This window comes from Cochleicola gelatinilyticus, assembly GCF_001637325.1.
Lineage (GTDB): Bacteria > Bacteroidota > Bacteroidia > Flavobacteriales > Flavobacteriaceae > Cochleicola > Cochleicola gelatinilyticus.
On sequence record NZ_LRXL01000045.1, the window covers coordinates 63396 to 81481 of the forward strand.

The following is an 18086-nucleotide window of genomic DNA, read 5'->3' on the forward strand; positions in this document are numbered from 1 at the left end:
ATAAGCGTTATTATAAATAACTAAAAATAGGAAACGTCTTAATATTCTTCAAAAAGCGTTAAATGTTTTTTAAATTCTTTTAAACAGATCACAAAGGCTGTAACTTACTACAAAAACAATATAACTATGAAAACTACACCCAATGATTTTCCAATTTCAGAAACCATAAAAAATAGGTGGAGTCCTCGCGTTTTTGCAGCAAAAGAAATGACAAAAGATGAAGTTCAAATTTTACTAGAGGCAGGGAGATGGGCGCCAAGTTCTAATAATTTACAACCATGGCGTATTATTTGGGGAATTAAAGGAAGTGATACTTACGATCGTATTTTTAATTGTCTGGCCGATTTTAATAAGCAATGGGCTGGAAATGCTCAGGTGCTTTGGGCATGCGCTTTTAAAAAAACGATGAAAGATGGTGAAAAGGAAAACTTTCATGCGCTCCACGACTTAGGACTGTTTATGGGAAATGTTTCTAATCAGGCTCAAGAAATGGGGATTGCCTTACACCAAATGGCTGGAATCGATTTTAAAAAAGCAGGTAAGGAATTCAATTTTACAGAGGAGTACCATGTGGCTACGGCGGTTGCTTTTGGATATTACGGAGGTGATGCATCTTCTTTACCAAAAGATCTTCAAGATCCTGAAACAAAAACCATGCGCGAGCGAATAAAACAAGATGATTTTGCCTTCAACGGAAATTTTAAATAAAAACTAATTAAAAAAGAAAAAGCTATGAGTGATTCAAATAAAAATAAAGACCACGCTGATTTTCAAGATAACTACAGAAGATCTTCAAATTTTGGAAAAACAGATTCTGAAGACCCCTTAAAGGTTGCAGGAGATGGAGAAGTAAAACTATCTAAAGAGGGAAATACAATGAGTGAAAGTGATAAGAAAAAGATCGCTGATGCAATGGATTCTATGCAGCAACGAATGGAAATCACTCCCGGTGGAGATCAATCTGACAGAGCGGAAGAAGAGTAACTCGGATAACCCTTTTTTTCTAAAAATAAACCACCTAAATTAAGTATGCACCCCTTTCAATGTATGTTGAATGGGGTGTAGTTTGTAAAGCACCTACGTCCTAACAATTAAATCGTCTTAGGTGTTGATTATGAGTGATGAAACAATATTAAATCATTAAAAGTCAATTTTTTATCGTAAATTAATTTTAAATTTAGACACAAAAATGCTAACAATACACCAAGACCAAATACCTGATCTGGAATTTAAAGAAGCAATTAAAAAACCCATTCCTATTAAGTGTATCCAGATCAATGAACCTTTTGAAGTGGAAACAATGGAAGGGACTATGAGAGGAAAAAAAGGCGATTGGTTAATGGTTGGTATTGATGGTGAAATGTATGCCTGTGATGCTGCTATTTTTAAAAAGACTTACGAGCTCTGTGAATAGCCGGAACACAACTCCCCAAAACTTATGTAAACATGGAGGAATAGTGAACCAAAACAGAATCTATAATGGCAACCGAGAATACCATATTCTTTAGTTATTCGAGAGAGAATTCGGAATTTGTATTACAACTGGCTCAAGACCTTCGGAAAGCGGGGGCGACCATTTGGCTAGATCAACTTGATATTACACCAGGTTCCCGATGGGACAGCTCTATTGAAAAAGCACTCAATAGCTCTGGGCGTCTACTGGTAGTACTTTCCTGTGAATCGGTGGTTTCTCACAACGTTCTCGATGAAGTAAGCTATGCGTTGGAAGAGAATAAGGTCGTAGTACCTGTATTATTAGAACGATGTGATATTCCTTTTCGATTAAGGCGTTTGCAATACGCTGATTTTACTGGGGATTATATGAAAGGCATTAAAACGCTAACAAGTGCGTTGCATTTAGACTCTCAAACTGCCTCCAAACTTGAAAAAGTAGCACAGCATACACATCCCAATATATCTCCTCAAAAATCTAACCCGATAAAGCCTGAAGTTGTAAACGAACCGATATCCTCAAGTTTTCAGCAAACAACGGGTACTCCTCAACACACTGTTTATCCGAAGTTGCCACCTAAAAAAGATTATACCCTTTGGTATGTTCTCGGGGCTTTGTTTCTCGTTTTTATGGTAGCGATCTTCTTTTTCTTTATTCTAGGAGCTATGATAGAAGATCCAGTGTATTATGATGATTATTAACTAACGATAGAATATTGTAAAAAAAAAATACGATAAGTGATTATTTAGGGTACTTAATAAATCCAGACGTTATTGGATTGCACCGTGCCGAGGCACGATCTACTATATTAAAAAACAGTAATGAGGGGTATCTCTATTACGGTCGTGTAAACGGAACGAAAGTAGCAAGCTCGGGAGTTTTTGATGTGATTTGCTGTGGCGATACCGACGTAGCTGCAGATCGAATTCCTAAAACGGGAGATATTTTAATGAGCACCGATACACGCTTTAGGTATAAGGATGTAAATACCAACTATAAAACAGGGAAACAGATGCGAAAGGGAAATCGAGCGATGGTAACCGATGTGCACCGACCTTCAGATAATTCTATCGTTGTTAAGGTGCGTTACTAGGGATACTTCGGAATGAATTTTGATAGGTTTGATGTAAAAAATAAGATGAAATTAATAGGATATATTATTGTTTGTGCCTTGCTATACAGTTGCGGTACGACTGAAACTTCTCCCGAAGCGATTGCGGCTCAAAACAAAAGACTAAGTCAAATAGAATCGCAACTCAAGGAGAACGGACTGGAGATTGAATTTGATTGGGCGCGACCCACAAGTGGAAGTCAAGTTAATTTAATTTCTAATCCAAACGGTTTAGAAATTAAAGGTGATACCATCATTGCATATCTGCCTTATTTTGGTGTACGTCAAATCGCTGATTACAATGGTGAGGGAGGAATAAAATTTACTTCGGTTGCAGAGAATAAGGTAATAGCAAATAATGAAGATAAGGGGGCGTTAGCTATACAATTTAATGTTTCTGATACTAGAGAACAATTTCAATTTAATCTTACAATTTTTGGAAATGGAAAATGCTTATTGAATGTAAATAGTTCAGAACGAGATTTTATTCAGTATCAAGGAAGGGTTTTGAATAAAAAATAAATTAGGTTTTTGGTATTTCTGATACTAAAAATAATAAGGTGTTTTTTTGAAAATTTTTAATGAATAGAGAATAGATATATAAAAAGGATAGTCGTGGAGTGTCTAATATCTACTTAAAAATCAAGCTTCTGCATTTACTTTTTCTGGACGATTTACCCACCAAAGAATCCCGATAGAAATTAAACTGCATACTGAAAACCCAATAAATAACGGCAAGGTACTATCGATAACAAACCTTCCGATAAAGGTACTAATGGGTACTGCCATGAGTGTACTTATTAATCCTGTGATTGCTGCGGCAATTCCCGCAATGTGTCCTAGAGGCTCCATAGCAAGCGCCCTTAGATTTCCGAAGAGAAATCCGATACAGAAAAACTGAAGCGAAAAAAATGCTAGTAAGATAGCAATAGGAGGGTGGGTGTTTAAAGAGAATAATAGTACGTACAATATCGAGACAGCAAAAAATCCATAAATAGACGTTGAGACCATCCGTTTCATGCCAAAGCGTACTACAAAACTTGCATTTAAAAAGATGGCCAAACCAATTGCGATTGCTAACCCTGCGAATATGTATGGAAATTCGTTTTCGAGATCGTAAATATTTTCAAAAATTTGTTGTGAAGTACTTAAATATACTAAGAAAGAACCCACAATAAAACCAGAGATCAAGGTATATCCCATAGTTTGTTTATGTCGAAGTGTTTCAGAAAAACCACGCATAATACGATCTGTAGAAAACGGGATTCGTTTTTCGGGAAGAAGGGTTTCACGTTGTCGCCACCAAAACCAAAGAGCCACTACAAGACTAATAACAATCTGTACATAAAAGATTCCTTGCCAGTTATATACATCCAATACAAATTTACCCATCGCTGGTGCAACTATAGGAATTAGCAGGAATACTACAGTAACAAAAGACATGATGCGTGCCATATAATCACCACTAAATAAATCGCGAATTATTGCAATACAAACCGTTCTAGGAGCCGAGAGTCCGACACCTTGTAAGATTCTACCAATCACCATCCATAAAAGACTTTCAGAATAGATGCATATAAAACTAGCTCCAATAAATAAGGCAAACCCCATATAAACGGAGGGTTTACGACCAATGGCATCACTTAAAGGTCCAAAAACTAAAGGTCCGACGCCAAGACCTAAAAAAATCATGGTAATAAGCAATTGATTGTCAGCTGGAGTATCGGTATGTATGGCAATTCCGATTACATCTAGTGCGGGTAATAAAGCATCAATAGACAGCGCGGTAACAGACATTAAGGCTGCCATGAGCGCGATAAATTCGGTATGTGATGTAGCGTTATTTGTTTTCAAGCTGCGAAATTAGAGATTAATTTCGATTCAGTTAGTAGATTTTTGTTCTAATAAAAAAATGCTACTATAACTTGAATTGATAGTTTTTGGGGAATTCTTACAACCCGATCTCTTAATAATCGTGGAAATAGGATAATTAAATAAGTAGGATAATTTAAAGAGTGGACTTTATTTGTGCAGAAATGAAGTAGGATCGTATTCTAATAAATTCTATTCAACATAATATAAATTATAGTACAAATGTTCATTATGTTGTTTAAGCCATTGTTTCAATTTGATAGCTATAATGTAGTATTATGTAAAATATCCCAGGAGCATTCGTTTACATAAGAATAATTAGAACTTGGGTCATTAAACTTATAAGCGGTTTGCTTCGCAGCGTTTATTTAAAACATTTGTATCTATAATTAGCCGTTATGTAAAATAGCCGCTACCAAGCGCTCGATTGTTTTATAAAATCAAATTGCTCTAGCAATTTATTTTACACACAATTATCCAACGCTTGCCAACGCCAAAATAAAAGCTAACCTTTTTGCTCTTATTAAAAATCGCGTATTTGATTAAATGTACGTCATAAAAAATTTTAGACGATTCTCGTAAGCTTGCCACAAGAGCATAAATTTTATGAAATCGAGTTTTTACGAGATTCACGAACTCCTTTAAAGTTTTTGCAAATAATTAAATAAGTGAGTAAAAATAAAATTCTATGCACTTGTTTTAATTAGAACTTCAATTAATCTTTTTTTTTATATTTCACTATCTTTTGTCTTGAAACAAAAGAAACAAAAATTCAAGGCTGCATATAATTTTGGAAACAATTACGGCTCATTCGCTATATTTTAGGAAACATTAGAACTGCTTAACATTGCTTTGAAATCCTTTGTATAATTGAAACTCTTAAAAAACTGTATTACTAAACCCCTAAAATATGCACGCTCATTTCTCCTATTGTTTTGACCAAAATTTTATGAGGCCAAGGTAAAATCGAGATTCTATTTTACATAATGTTTTTAAATAACCTATATTAGTTTTCCTTTTTTGCTTTCATCTCTTCAGAATGAAGTCTTTTAGCCTCATTAAAACTGTTCACAAAGTCTTTAGTATTAGTAGATAATTCAGATAATAATTCATAATACAGTTTGTCTCCATTATCACCATTGGTTAAAATCACTACACCTTGTTTTAAATCTGGAAATAGTTGCATTATGGTACGTACTCCTGGATCTCTTCCGTCATGATACATCATTTTTTGCCCTGATTTAAGTTTAACCGACATCCAACCATTGCCATATTTAACAAGGTCTCTAAATAACGATGAATTTTGTTCCGTCATTTCGGCATATAGTGTGTTTGAGATTCCGGCACCTTCTAAAATGTGAACCCCAAATTTTAAATAATCGTTTGCTGTTGCTAAAATATTTCCGGCTCCACTTGCATTATAGTATTTATAGGTCTCGAGCATTTTGCCTTCTGCATTATAATTTTCAGCATAATTATTTGGGTTCATTGTACCATTCCACCAAAACCTTATGTTTTTCATGTCTTGTTTATTAAATAATACCTTTTGAACAATATCTTCCATTGGTGTTTTGAATTTTGCTTCTAAACTCCGCATCACATAATCAAAACCTTCTCCTGAATACTCTACTTTTTCTCCTGGCTCAAACAAGAATTGAAGTTTTCCTGACTCCGTTTGAAATCTCCAGTTTGGGAAACCAGTTTGCATATTTAAAACAAGTCGTGTTGTTATTTTTTTCGTTCTAGGATCATCCTTAATATCTGGATCCATCCAATAATTATATAAAGGTTCATCTAAATCCCATAAGCCCAAATCTACCAACTTATAGATCGTTGTAGCCAAAATTGGTTTTGTTATGGATGCCACCTTAAAAACAGTATTGTTAGTTGCTTTTTCACCATTACTTTGTACACCAAAGGTTTTTGAATAGGTAATTTTATTATCATTAATAAGGCCAACACTTACTGTAGGCACATTGTAAGTTACCATCCAACCTTTAATTTTTTCTTCTAAAGCAGCATTAATTTCAAAACTGTTATAATCTACATGTTGATGATCGTAGCTTATCACGCGAGTTAACTTCCAACCATCATCTGTATTGTTCCAAAGTTGAACAATTTTAGCCATGTCCATTAAAAACTCCGTACCATCTTTTCTAGTTTCATAAAATTTATGATCTGCAATTTGCATGACGCCATAATTGATTAGAGGAAATATTTCTAGTGATTCCTTTATCAATTCACGACGCTGAAAGTTCTTTTCTCCAGCATTTTGCTTTTTCCAATTGCGCTTAAAACCGTTAATGAAACTTTCCGAAGTTATATTGGTTAAACCTCCTTTATCGTGATAAAATTCAAAATCAGGTGACAATGCTTTTTGTAAATAGGCATCATCTTGTGTGTTAAAAGCCGCATTAAATAGTAAGCTATCTTGCTTAAATATAGTTTCTATTAATTGCGCTTTACTTTCTTCTTTTTGATATAACGCAAACACCTCATTAACTAAATCCTTAAAACCTTTATTTTGTGCATTAGTATTATAAGCAATAGAAACATTTAGTGTTGGAAAATAAACAACCCAAGAACGAAAACCATCAATGCCTCCTGTATGACCAATAGCATCGGCATCATCTAAAGTATAGTTCATTAACCCAAGACCATACAAGTCTTTTGGAGGTAACATTTTTTTCAAGCTTCCGTTAGAGATAATCTTATTGCTAAAAAGTAAATTGATAAATCTATTTAAATCTGTTGGTGTAGATACAATACCTCCAGCACCTAAAGGCATAGAGTGATGAACTGTTGAACTTAACGCCCAATTTTCTTTCTTCTCATAGGAAACCGCTTCGTTTTTTTGGGTTCCCATGATACCACCATAATAGGTGCTGGTCAATTTATAGGGTTTGATGATACGATCATTCAAAACTTCTGAAAACGATTTACCTTCAATATCTTCTAAAATATAAGACAGAATCACATAACCATTGTTATTATATAACTGCTCTGCGTCTGGCTCTGACTGTACACCTAACTTCACAAACTGTGCTAGCATTTCTGTTCTGGTATGTTCGATTTCAATCCATTTTGCCATGTCTTCATTATGAACAATTTCTTTAAAACCACTTCTGTGACGCAATAAATGTTCAATGGTAATCCTTTTTGCATTTGGAAGTTTTGGAAAATACGTTGCAAGCTTGGTATCCAAACGTAACTTGCCTTCTTCTACAAGTTGCATTATCATTGTAGCTGTCATCGTTTTTGAGATACTACCAATTCTATATCTTGTTTGTAGAATTGTTGGTGTTTTGGTAACTATATTTTGATAACCGAAAGCACGATTATACACTTCGTTTCCATGCTTAAAAATAGAGATGCTACCATGACCAAGATCATTGCGTTCAATGGTATCTAAATAGGCATCGATAGTTTTGTTTTTGTTGAATTGTGCGTTTGCCTGTAGCGAAAAAAAGGCAATAAAAAGGATAGCGATTACTCGCGAAATTGTAAATGATTTCATGTTCGTTTTTGATTAATTGATGATTTTTTGTAGTCTTATTTTTTTCGAAGGATAAGATAACTACTTACTAAACCTATTCCTCCAAATAGAAATACCATTGATGTATAGGCTATTTCTTCTTCCAAAAGATTATTTTCATAAAGCAGATTTCCTATTAAGGAACCTATTGCTATACCAACTCCCAACAATCCAAATTTTAAAGCATCAGCTCTAAAGAACGGTTTTGGAAAATGTTCTGGTTGATCTGCAAACAGTTCAAAAAGTTTCATACGTTCTCTATGTCTCGTGGTAAAAAATAAGTAAGCGATTCCTAGAATCAAACCTCCTATTATAAACATTGATACGATATCTGCATCCATAAGTTGTAATTTTGTGTTCTCTTCGTAAGATGCAAGTAAAACGAAAGAGGTTACAAAAAAGGTGCTTTTATTTTTTTTTAGAAAAGCTGTAACCATAAACAGAAAAGTTGCATCTTACATAATAATGACTAACCAAGATGACAGCTTTTATATCAATAAGGTGAAACAAGGCGACTTGCAGGCTTATACCTATCTTGTTGACAAGTACAAGAATATGGCGTTTAGTATTGCCTTGAAGTTGTCAAGAAATACTGAAGATGCTGAAGATGCTGTACAGGAAAGTTTTATTAAGGCCTATCATAAAATCGATACGTTTGCATATAATTCTAAATTCTCTACGTGGCTATATAGTATTGTTTATAGAACAACAGCTTATAACTTGAGGAAGAATACGATTAGCACGCAAGAGATTACTGATACAACGTTTCACAATCTTGAAGATGATGAAAATACTGATTTATCTGACGCTGAACAAAAACGATTTATTACAGAAGCAATAGATAAACTTCCAGAAATAGAATCAATAATTATAACATTATTCTACCTGAATGATAACACGATTGCCGAAATTGAAAGTATCACAGGACTATCAAAATCTAATATTAAAGTAAAACTTTTTAGAGCTCGTAAGGCATTAAAAATAGAACTGAAACATATTTTAAAAGATGAAATAAAATCCATTTTATAATGAAGAAAAAAATAGAAGAACAAGCCTTTTCTAATGTGTTAAAAAGAGCGACATTAAAGAAACCAAGTCCGCTTTTTACAGATCATATATTAGAGCAAATTCAACAGGAACAAATGGAAGCAGCTTCTAGTGAGCTCATTTTTGAAAAAACAATTAAAACTGCTGAAACTGCCTATGCTCCATCTAATTTATCATATAATGTTATATCAAAACTGGAATCTCAAAAACAGACCTCGGTTGAATATGGTTCATTAATAAGTAAAAAAGTGAAATTTGTTTATGCGACTCTTATGAGTTTGGGCGTATTTTATTTGTTGCTTTCTAGCACATTCTCATTAGATAAGTTACTAAATAGCTTTAGTGAATATTCAAGTAATTTTACATTGCTGTTTACAAGTTGCTTTTGCCTTATAGCTTTTGCTTTTTTAGATGTGTTTTTAAAAAATAGTAAGACTTTTAATATTTATTAATCCTTTTCCATTACACACACATTATGCTTCCCTCCTACGTCGTCGCATAAAAAGTGTTCCATTAACATCGTAGAAGACGCTTTTGAGAATAAATTTTTTAAAGAACCTGTAGTAACAACTTTCGCTTTTAGTCAAAGCTCAAGTTACATAACGCAGAACATTATAGTACATTTTATAAATAGGTTTACCCGGTGGGTGAAGCTATTTATAACACAGATGGCGCGTTGGCGAAATTATGATGTTTCGAACTACCATTCTATTTATAAAAAAAATGATAGCTATAATTAGACGTTATGTAAAATAGCCGCTACCAAGGGCTCGATTGTTTTATAAAATCAAATTGCTTTGGCAATTTATTTTACACACAATTATCCATCGCTCGCTAACGCCAAAATAAAAGCTAACCTTTTTACTCTTATTAAAAATCGCGTATTCGATAAAATGTACGTAATAAAAAATTTTAGACGATTCTCGTAAGCTTGCCACAAGAGCATAAAATTACTCAGCGAGATAATTTCTATGCACTTGTTAACTTTAGAAGTTCAATTAATCCTTTTTTTAATGATTCATTATCTTTTGTCTTGAAACAAAAGAAACAAAAATTCAAGGCTGCATATAATTTTGGAAACAATTAACGGCTTATTCGCTATATTTTAGGAAACATTAGAACTTATTAAGACTGCTTTGAAATCCCTTTTATAATTGTAACTCTTAAAAAACGGTTTTGCTAAACCCCTAAAATATACACGCTCATTTCTCCTTATTGTTTTACCAAAATTTTATGAGGCCAAACTGAACTTCAAAAGTCTTAAATTAAATGGTAATTCTAATTTTTACCTCTCATAAGAAAGGCTTCTAATTCTTGACTCAATTTATGACCTGTATTGCTATTAGTGAATATAACAAATCCCATTTTCTTTTCTGTAAACAAAACAAATTCGCTTTGAAAGTCCCAATTACTGCCACCGTGCATTATGGCTTTTCCGTGATGTGTATCTTCTACGAAAAACCCTAATCCCAATCCTAAATCCCAATATGAGTTATTTGGTGATTCAAACCCTTTTGCTTTTACAATTCTCTTGAACATAGCATCGTATTGCTCTTCAGATAGTCCTTTCCTGTTACTCAATGCCGCTACAAACTCTGAAAAAGTCTTTGCTTCTGTGAGCATACTATGAGCAACACCAGGTTCTAATGCCATATCCCAATAGGTCGGATTTCCGGCTAAATGACCTTGTACCATTTTTAATTTGTCATTCCCTTTAAAATACAAGGGTTGCATTTGTAATGGCTCGATAACTTCTTCCTGAATTAATGTAAGAATGTCTTTTCCTGTAACTTTCTCAACTACCCTATGAAGATACTGGAAGGCTTCACCAGAATAACCATACGCTGTTCCTGGTTTGAAAAGCAATTCTGTTTGTCTCCCTTTTTTCCAACCTGATGGTCCTCCCCAAGCCCAATTAGGTAATCCAGATTGATGAGACAACACCATACGAGCAGTTATTAATTTATAATCTTCAATATGTTCAATATTTTTAAATGGTAGTAAGGTATATAAAGGCGTATCTAAATCAATAACATCTCTATCTGCTAATCTGTTAACCACAAAAGCAAAAACGGCTTTGGTTACTGATGCTGCTTGAAAAACGTTATCATCTTCAATTTTCTTTTTAGTGAGCATACTCTGCACACCATAATTTTTATGATAAACAAGCTTACCGTTATTGATTAAACCCAAAGAAACGCCAGGAATTAAATAATAATCCATATGGGCTTCAATAAAGGCATCCACATCGGCTTTGGAAGCATCATTGAAATTATAAAGAACACCTTTACTTTTAAATTTGTCAATTGGTGGCTCAACTATATCTAATTGTAATGCGCCTGCTTTGGTTTCCATGTTCGATTTAATAATTATGTTAACTGCATTGGTTTCTTTAATTTGTTTTTGATTAAAATACCCATCACCAGCTAAAGGGTTTGTTAGTCTTTCAGCAAATGTTACATAATAGTTACCTGAAGGTAATTTTAAATTATAGCGATTAAGCGAATCTATACTTGCATCAACATATAATTTATTATTTATAACTGAAGTAATACGAACCTTTTTGGGCAAGGGCTGTTCTATTTCATTTTTCCAACCTATAAAACCTTCAAGTTGTCCAAATGTGGTTTTTGGTGCTGTTAAAACCACATCACCTAATTGACCTGAATTATATTCTTTATTAAATCCATTTCCATAACCCAAATCCCAATTGATATAGGTCGTTTGATCTTGATTGGTATCCACATCACCAAACATAAAATCAACCCCTATTGATGTGTTTTCTTGAATATATTTACCTAAAAACAGACGACCTTCAAAAAAGTATTTACCTTCTTTTTTTATAATTTTATACTCAAAATCATCTAAAGTCAAAAACTGATGTATAGGGTCTTTTGCTGAAGTATGCTTTACCATTTTTAGAGCATCATTTTCAATAGAAAAAACAATCATACTTGGTGCATTAGGTATATGTGCAGCATTGATGTAAATGTCGATAAAATCTTTTTTAGAATAAACATCGTCCATTATTTCAATATTAAAATAAAGTGATTGCGCCTTAATGTTATAGCCTAAATTTATTTGGGCATTAAAATCATTTTTGCCATCTAGAGGATTAGCAACGACTTCTTTAACTGAAAATGTCGAAATGTTTGTAGGCCAATCATTTAAATTGCCATCTATGGTAATATTGTTTACATGAATGGCGAATGCTATTTTTCCGTTATGAGCGTATGTAGTTTGGGTTAGTGCAAGAAAGCACAACCCTAATAAAAATTTAAATAGTGTCATTAGTTTTTGTTTAGATAAACGTTTCCGCTTAAAATTTTGAAGTTATAATCAACGTTGGCTTTACCAATTTTTAGACTATGCTTGTTTGTTTTTTGTGAGTCAAATTCTGAAATGACTTTACCATCTTGAATCTCATAGGAAATGTTTGCATCTAAATCGTTTTGAAGAGCTAATTCTATGTGTCCGCTTGTGGTGGTAAAGGTTGAACTTTGTGTCGGGTTTTCGGCATAAGACGCTTTAATTCCTCCACTTATTGTATAAGCATTTGTTGCACCAGATACATTTTCCAAATTAATAGAACCGCTTATATGGTTTACCATAATAGTATTAGTATTAACATCTTTCACTAAAATATCACCTCCATTTACAGTCCTTAAATTCAGGTTAATACCTTGAGGAACTTTAATGGTATAGTGCATTTGAAAGGTATAATCAAAACAAGGCTTGCCATTACAATCATTTTGAAACGATAATTCATTGTTTAGCTTATTATACTTGGCTTGAGGCGAATCTAAATACACAAATTGACCATTATTATCTTCTGTTGTTAGGATATTTATTTCGTCAATACCTCTTTGCAATTCTTTATCAGAAGTGGCTGAAATGACTTTTTCAATTTCAATTTTCACAACGTCACCATCAAAAGCTTGTATATGAATAGCACCTGTAATATTGCTAATGGATAAAACATTATTTTTTGATTTATTTGAAAATTTTAACTCTTTTGTTATGATTTCCCTATGGATTTTATTCTCTGTTGCAGTTGAAAGGGTATCTGAACCTAAAGTATTATTTGTAGGCAAATAGGTCGCATTTAAAATAGAAACCGATAATAGTAACATAGGTACTAAAACCAAGTACTTCCAGCTTGATTGCGCAGAAGATTTTTTTGAATTCATCATAGTTATTCGTTTTTGTAAGATTGATTGATTATAATTTGTTGTAAAATTTAAAGGATGTTGCGGTACAGAAACTTTGAGCAGGCTCATTTGATAACTTTCCGGCTCTACTCCTACCATTATTAGCTCGTTATCTGTTAAAAATTCTAGATTATTAGAAATACTCTTTTTTAACGACCACATTAAAGGATTAAACCAGAAAATGATAATTCCTAGTTCTGCAATTAGCATATCTATAGAATGGTATTGATTGATATGTACTTTCTCGTGAGCAATGATTTGCTCGTAAGTATCATTATTATACAATGTTGGGTTTATAAAAATCCATTTATAAAATGAAAAAGGCGGACTATTATCTGTAAGTTCATAAATCTTAATGGCCCCATCTTTAATGGATTCTAACCTGCTTTTTTTATACAGTAGTAATAGAAACTGAATCAAAAATCCAATAAAAAACAAAGCAATTCCACCAAAATAAGCATACCATAAAATTTGAGAAAGTGAATATGTAGTTGTATCATTTTCAGGTATAAGACTTGTTGCTTCTGTCTCTTCCCTATTTTCTTTTGTTGGTACAGTAACTATCGAATTAGCATCGCTCTTCCAGTTAAATAATGTAACCTTATTGCTTAATTCTTTATTAATAGAAAGTTGTTGCGGAACTCTTAAAAAAGGTAATGTGGTACTTGCTATTATAATTCCTAATAGGATTATTCTATTCAATTTGTAAAAAGTTTCTTTTCGTAATACCAGCAAGTAGAATACGTAGAGTACCGAAAGTAGTATGGTACTATGTAAAAGATAAGGTATCATTTCTTTCTGTTTTTAATTTGATTGATGATTTGTTGTAGTTCTTTTTCATCTATATTTTCTTCTTTAGCGAAAAATGAAATCATTTTTGAATATGAATTTTCAAAATATTTACCTACCACATCGCTGACAATAGTTTTTTGATATTGCTCCTTTAAAACAACAGGATAATATTGATGTGTTTTCCCAAAAGAATTATGTGCTAAAAAACCTTTTTCTTCCAATATTCTTACCATTGTAGATACAGAATTGTAATGTGGCTTGGGTTCTGGAAGTTCGTCTATAATTTCTTTTACAAAAGCTTTTTCCAACTTCCAAAAAGCTTGCATAATTTGTTCTTCTCTTTTTGCTAATTTTTGCATCTCTTTAATTTTCTGAGGCAAACATATAACTAATTGATTAGTTACACAACTAATTGGTTAGTTTTTGTTTAATAATAGTTAAATTATTCATTTCACACATATTACGCTTCCTCCTACGTCGTCGCATAAAAAGTGTTTATTCACAAGGGTATCATTGTTTTAGTGGAGTTCATGCATTTCGTAAACTCGATGTCATTAACATTGTAGAAGAAACTTTTCAGAATAAATTTTTTAAGAAACTGTAGATAAAATTTCGCTTTTACCTAAGCAAAGTTACATAACGCAGAACATTATAGTACACGTGACATAAAGCAATGATCCGGTGGATGATTGGTTTTGGCGGCGAGTTGGTGCGCTGGCGGTTGCGTCATCGTGATTCTTCAATCTTAATGGCATTATATGTTGTAATAGTATGTAGTATATTTTAGAAGCATTTGTTTTCAGCAGTCCGCTGGAGCCATTCGCTATATTTTAGGAAATATTGGAACTTATTAATTTTCCTATAAAGCAGAATGTTAACTAGAGCCTTTAAGGAATTGTATTGCTCAACCCCAAAAATATACACGCTCACTCCCCTATTGTTTTGACCAAATTCTTAAGAGGTCTGTATTTTAAACTATTTAATTATCTTTTCAGTAAAGTATAATAAACTATTGATTTTCTCTTGACTGTAAGCATCAGGATGTGCCTTGGAGAAACTGCCTTTATCGTTATCATAATAGTGCCCAGAATTATTGTTATAAATTTTAGATAACGCTAAGTCATATAAAATATCCACACCTTTTTCTGCAGGTGACCAATGTTGTCCATATGCTTCGTTTGCCATTTTCGTATTTAATAATGACCCAGGATTTACTGCAATAGTAGTAATAGTAGGATGTTTTTCAGCAAATCTAAAAGACCACATAGTTAAGGCCAGCTTACTTTGAGCGTAGCTTTCATTAGAATTTACAGTAGCATCACCAGTTAACACATCTTTTTGAACAGTAGATTGTGCTGCCGAACTTAAATTTACAATACGCGTGTTGTTCCCTTTTTCTAATAAAGAACTTATACGTTCCGTTAAAATATAAGGTGCTACGTAGTTGACGACGATTCTATAATCTAATCCGTTTTTCGCGAAAGTATCTTTGGTTTTATATATTCCTGCATTGTTGATTAGAACATCTAATTGAGGCACTTCTTTATTTAGTTGTTCTGCGAGTTCTTTTACAGCATTTAAGTCAGAAAAATCGGCAACCAACCCTTTCACATTCATATTATTTGAAGCTTCTTTTATCTCAGAAACAACAGCATTTATCTTTGCTTCGCTTCTACCATGTACATATACGTAATGCCCTTCTTTTGCTAGTTTTAAAGCTGTTAATTTTCCAATACCATCTGTACTTCCTGTGATTAATATATATTTATTCATTTTGTTTTGCTTTTAATTATTTGCGTCACTTCGAATGAGTTTTACCATCGTAATAAATGAAATTTGTGTCGATACGTTTCACTATTTACTATTCTCGACACAATTTTTCCTGCTTCAAAATCACACCAACAGACGTGATAATTTTACTGAAATTTAATTAAAACGGCGCAATAGTATCTTTAGGACCATCTGGCAAACTCCAACGCTGACGAGCAGTACTATTTTCTACTGAAACAACTGAGGCTGTCGAATTGTTTGCACTTTTATAACTACTCGTATTACCGTGAGGTATTTGCATACGGTCTCCATACAGCCACACAACTAAGTTATTTCGTTGTCCGCTAGTAATTGGGTGTGTTGCGTGTGGCACATTACCTCTATGAATGATTGCTTTACCGGGTTTAAAAGTAGTTTGTACCGTTTTTCCTGAAACTTTATCATAGAAATCAACTTCCGATCCTGTAAATTTTTCACCGGGCAAGTTAATATTAATATTCAAAGTAGCTGCTGAAGCATCGGTATGCGCGTGTAAATCTTTGTCTTTATCTGGATTGTATTGTATTGAGAAACCAAATGTTTGATTGTCGTATCCATACGTACCTAATAATAAACGTGCTATCGGACGCATATACCTGTCCATTATGTCGTTGTAAAATGCTTGAAAATTAGGAGCAGCCAAATGTCCTTCTGAGCGTGGATCGAGCATCATTCCATAACGGTTTAACTGTATACCGTAAGGTGCACGTTTTGGCACTCTTGAGTTTGCAACAGCTTCTAAATAGTTGCGGAAATCTGCTAAGCGGTCTACATCAAAAAACTGTGCAGCATACACACCAGGTATAATTTCTTCCCATAAATCGGACACAGCAGTTTCTTTTTCTGGGTTTTCCCAGGCGTCTTTTATTGCTTTTCTCAATCGAGGATCTAGTAGTGTTTCATCAGGAGTTAGCAAATTGTTTTTGTTTTCAATTTCCCATTCTACCCACGCATCTTCAAGTATTTTTCGGTTAGTATTCCAAAATTGTGAGACTGAGATTTCACGATTTAGCGATGCTTCGCGTGACGGTAACGTTAGTGAACGCGCTGCTGCAAGTGCATTTGTATGTTCTAAGGTTTTCATAATATCTATTTTTAACTATAACAAAATTAAGCAGGAACCCCTGTTTGCCTTTGGTAGTAAAAATGGTGGTTTTAGTAAAAAAAAGGTTTTCTTTTTAACAAATGAAAAATGCCTCTAAAAAGAGGCATCTAACGCTACTAATCAATTTAAGTATATTTTGTAAACCCTTATTACTTTTAGTTTTCAATTACTATTTTACCAATGGCTTTTCCGCTTTGTAAATGTGCATAAGCGTCACCAACTTCTTCTAACGAAAAAGTTTTTTCATCTAGTATAGGAGTTAAATGTCCTTCGTTAGAAATTTCGGCTAAACGCTCTAAAATGTCTCCGTGTATATCTCTTTTAAAATTGTGTAACATCGGTATCAACATAAACACTACGTGTAATGATGCACCTTTAAAGTGTAGCGGAGTTAAATCTAACTCACATAATGAAACTGTAGTGGAAATGTGTCCGTTTAAGGCAATTGCTTCGATAGAATTGTTCAAGTTTGCACCACCAACGGTATCGAAAACCACATCAAAACCACCATCGGTATATTTCGCAGTATATTCGGCTACTTTTTCAGTTTTAAAATCGATAAAGGTTGCTCCAAATTTTTCAACGATAACTTTTTGACTGTCACCTGTACCTGTTGCGTAAACTTCTGCTCCAAAGTATTTAGCTAGTTGTACAGCTATGTGACCAACACCACCAGAACCTCCGTGTACCAATACTTTTTGGCCCACTTTTACACCTGCTCTAGTTAAACCTTCTAAGGCCGTAATTGCCACCAATGGTAAGGCTGCAGTCTCGCGCATGGTTAACCCTTTTGGTTTGTGTGCTACAAGGTTGCTATCTGCTACGATATACTCAGTTAATGTTCCTGGTAAATCTGTTAATCCACCTGCACAACCATACACTTCATCGCCTACTTTAAAACCTTCTACTTCATCGCCAACAGATTCTACAGTTCCTGAGAAATCCATTCCTAATAAGGCTGGTGTCTCAGGTGATAAAGGTAAATCGCTTCCCATTTTCTTAATCATAGTGTCTATGGTATTTACACTAGATGCAGCTATATTTACCAATACGTGATTTGCTTTTACTGCTGGTTTTTCAGTTTCAGTAGCCGTAAATGTTGCATTTTCTCCATATCTGTTTAATAACATTGCTTTCATATCTAATCTTCT

General features: G+C 33.6%; 17 protein-coding genes. 8 read left to right on the top strand and 9 right to left on the bottom strand.

Annotated features, from left to right (window positions below; translation table 11 throughout):
- The first annotated feature begins 126 nt into the window (after positions 1 to 126).
- The 6 genes from ULVI_RS10870 (at position 127) to ULVI_RS10895 (ending at position 3086) form a co-directional block, all read left to right on the top strand.
- Positions 127 to 708: a nitroreductase family protein gene (locus ULVI_RS10870; protein WP_068592725.1), complete on the top strand. Its 582-nt coding sequence runs from the start codon at positions 127 to 129 to the stop codon at positions 706 to 708.
- A gap of 24 nt (positions 709 to 732) precedes the next feature.
- Positions 733 to 984: a hypothetical protein gene (locus tag ULVI_RS10875; protein ID WP_068592726.1), complete on the top strand. Its 252-nt coding sequence runs from the start codon at positions 733 to 735 to the stop codon at positions 982 to 984.
- A 205-nt stretch (positions 985 to 1189) separates the two neighbouring features.
- Positions 1190 to 1414 (top strand): hypothetical protein, encoded by a 225-nt coding sequence (locus tag ULVI_RS10880; RefSeq protein ID WP_068592728.1) that lies wholly within the window; start codon positions 1190 to 1192, stop codon positions 1412 to 1414.
- A gap of 65 nt (positions 1415 to 1479) precedes the next feature.
- Complete coding sequence (locus tag ULVI_RS10885; protein ID WP_068592730.1) at positions 1480 to 2154, top strand: toll/interleukin-1 receptor domain-containing protein; 675 nt, start codon at positions 1480 to 1482, stop codon at positions 2152 to 2154.
- A 77-nt stretch (positions 2155 to 2231) separates the two neighbouring features.
- Positions 2232 to 2546 (top strand): hypothetical protein, encoded by a 315-nt coding sequence (locus ULVI_RS10890; RefSeq protein ID WP_068592736.1) that lies wholly within the window; start codon positions 2232 to 2234, stop codon positions 2544 to 2546.
- 45 nt (positions 2547 to 2591) lie between these two features.
- Positions 2592 to 3086, top strand: coding sequence for a DUF4251 domain-containing protein (locus ULVI_RS10895; RefSeq protein WP_068592738.1), 495 nt, complete (start codon positions 2592 to 2594; stop codon positions 3084 to 3086).
- 120 nt (positions 3087 to 3206) lie between these two features.
- Here the strand turns inward: ULVI_RS10895 and ULVI_RS10900 are convergent, their stop codons facing one another.
- The 3 genes from ULVI_RS10900 to ULVI_RS10910 form a co-directional block, all read right to left on the bottom strand.
- Positions 3207 to 4418 (bottom strand): multidrug effflux MFS transporter, encoded by a 1212-nt coding sequence (locus tag ULVI_RS10900; RefSeq protein WP_082830850.1) that lies wholly within the window; start codon positions 4416 to 4418, stop codon positions 3207 to 3209.
- A 1024-nt stretch (positions 4419 to 5442) separates the two neighbouring features.
- Positions 5443 to 7953 (bottom strand): serine hydrolase domain-containing protein, encoded by a 2511-nt coding sequence (locus ULVI_RS10905; RefSeq protein ID WP_068592741.1) that lies wholly within the window; start codon positions 7951 to 7953, stop codon positions 5443 to 5445.
- A 35-nt stretch (positions 7954 to 7988) separates the two neighbouring features.
- Positions 7989 to 8312, bottom strand: coding sequence for a DUF6249 domain-containing protein (locus ULVI_RS10910; RefSeq protein WP_068593096.1), 324 nt, complete (start codon positions 8310 to 8312; stop codon positions 7989 to 7991).
- Between the two features lie 124 nt (positions 8313 to 8436).
- On the opposite strand from ULVI_RS10910, the gene ULVI_RS10915 reads away from it, so the two are divergent.
- Positions 8437 to 9000, top strand: coding sequence for an RNA polymerase sigma factor (locus tag ULVI_RS10915; protein WP_068592744.1), 564 nt, complete (start codon positions 8437 to 8439; stop codon positions 8998 to 9000).
- Positions 9000 to 9470 carry a hypothetical protein gene (locus ULVI_RS10920; protein ID WP_068592746.1) on the top strand — a complete coding sequence of 157 codons (471 nt, stop codon included), beginning with the start codon at positions 9000 to 9002 and terminating at the stop codon, positions 9468 to 9470. Before ULVI_RS10915 ends, ULVI_RS10920 begins: the two co-directional genes overlap by 1 nt.
- An 826-nt stretch (positions 9471 to 10296) precedes the next feature.
- Here ULVI_RS10920 and ULVI_RS10925 read toward each other — a convergent pair.
- The 6 genes from ULVI_RS10925 to ULVI_RS10950 form a co-directional block, all read right to left on the bottom strand.
- A complete protein-coding gene (locus ULVI_RS10925; RefSeq protein WP_068592748.1) occupies positions 10297 to 12309 on the bottom strand; it encodes a serine hydrolase domain-containing protein in 2013 nt (670 codons plus the stop codon).
- Complete coding sequence (locus tag ULVI_RS10930; protein ID WP_241780985.1) at positions 12309 to 13931, bottom strand: M56 family metallopeptidase; 1623 nt, start codon at positions 13929 to 13931, stop codon at positions 12309 to 12311. Before ULVI_RS10930 ends, ULVI_RS10925 begins: the two co-directional genes overlap by 1 nt.
- Positions 13932 to 14017: 86 nt before the next feature.
- Positions 14018 to 14380, bottom strand: a complete 363-nt coding sequence (locus ULVI_RS10935) for a BlaI/MecI/CopY family transcriptional regulator (protein WP_068592752.1) — start codon at positions 14378 to 14380, stop codon at positions 14018 to 14020.
- A gap of 616 nt (positions 14381 to 14996) precedes the next feature.
- A complete protein-coding gene (locus tag ULVI_RS10940; RefSeq protein WP_068592754.1) occupies positions 14997 to 15794 on the bottom strand; it encodes an SDR family NAD(P)-dependent oxidoreductase in 798 nt (265 codons plus the stop codon).
- 157 nt (positions 15795 to 15951) lie between these two features.
- Positions 15952 to 16914: a 2OG-Fe(II) oxygenase gene (locus ULVI_RS10945; protein ID WP_068592756.1), complete on the bottom strand. Its 963-nt coding sequence runs from the start codon at positions 16912 to 16914 to the stop codon at positions 15952 to 15954.
- 176 nt (positions 16915 to 17090) lie between these two features.
- Complete coding sequence (locus ULVI_RS10950) at positions 17091 to 18074, bottom strand: zinc-dependent alcohol dehydrogenase family protein (RefSeq protein WP_068592758.1); 984 nt, start codon at positions 18072 to 18074, stop codon at positions 17091 to 17093.
- Between the last annotated feature and the right edge of the window lie 12 nt (positions 18075 to 18086).

What these genes read in the sequence shown, in the direction of transcription:
- ULVI_RS10905 (WP_068592741.1), bottom strand. Translation starts at nt 7,953, where the DNA reads ATGAAATCATTTACAATTTCGCGAGTAATCGCTATCCTTTTTATTGCC.
- ULVI_RS10910 (WP_068593096.1), bottom strand. Translation starts at nt 8,312, where the DNA reads ATGGATGCAGATATCGTATCAATGTTTATAATAGGAGGTTTGATTCTA.
- ULVI_RS10920 (WP_068592746.1), top strand. Translation starts at nt 9,000, where the DNA reads ATGAAGAAAAAAATAGAAGAACAAGCCTTTTCTAATGTGTTAAAAAGA.
- ULVI_RS10940 (WP_068592754.1), bottom strand. Translation starts at nt 15,794, where the DNA reads ATGAATAAATATATATTAATCACAGGAAGTACAGATGGTATTGGAAAA.
- ULVI_RS10895 (WP_068592738.1), top strand. Translation starts at nt 2,592, where the DNA reads ATGAAATTAATAGGATATATTATTGTTTGTGCCTTGCTATACAGTTGC.
- ULVI_RS10875 (WP_068592726.1), top strand. Translation starts at nt 733, where the DNA reads ATGAGTGATTCAAATAAAAATAAAGACCACGCTGATTTTCAAGATAAC.
- ULVI_RS10950 (WP_068592758.1), bottom strand. Translation starts at nt 18,074, where the DNA reads ATGAAAGCAATGTTATTAAACAGATATGGAGAAAATGCAACATTTACG.
- ULVI_RS10880 (WP_068592728.1), top strand. Translation starts at nt 1,190, where the DNA reads ATGCTAACAATACACCAAGACCAAATACCTGATCTGGAATTTAAAGAA.
- ULVI_RS10885 (WP_068592730.1), top strand. Translation starts at nt 1,480, where the DNA reads ATGGCAACCGAGAATACCATATTCTTTAGTTATTCGAGAGAGAATTCG.
- ULVI_RS10915 (WP_068592744.1), top strand. Translation starts at nt 8,437, where the DNA reads ATGACTAACCAAGATGACAGCTTTTATATCAATAAGGTGAAACAAGGC.
- ULVI_RS10870 (WP_068592725.1), top strand. Translation starts at nt 127, where the DNA reads ATGAAAACTACACCCAATGATTTTCCAATTTCAGAAACCATAAAAAAT.
- ULVI_RS10945 (WP_068592756.1), bottom strand. Translation starts at nt 16,914, where the DNA reads ATGAAAACCTTAGAACATACAAATGCACTTGCAGCAGCGCGTTCACTA.
- ULVI_RS10925 (WP_068592748.1), bottom strand. Translation starts at nt 12,309, where the DNA reads ATGACACTATTTAAATTTTTATTAGGGTTGTGCTTTCTTGCACTAACC.
- ULVI_RS10935 (WP_068592752.1), bottom strand. Translation starts at nt 14,380, where the DNA reads ATGCAAAAATTAGCAAAAAGAGAAGAACAAATTATGCAAGCTTTTTGG.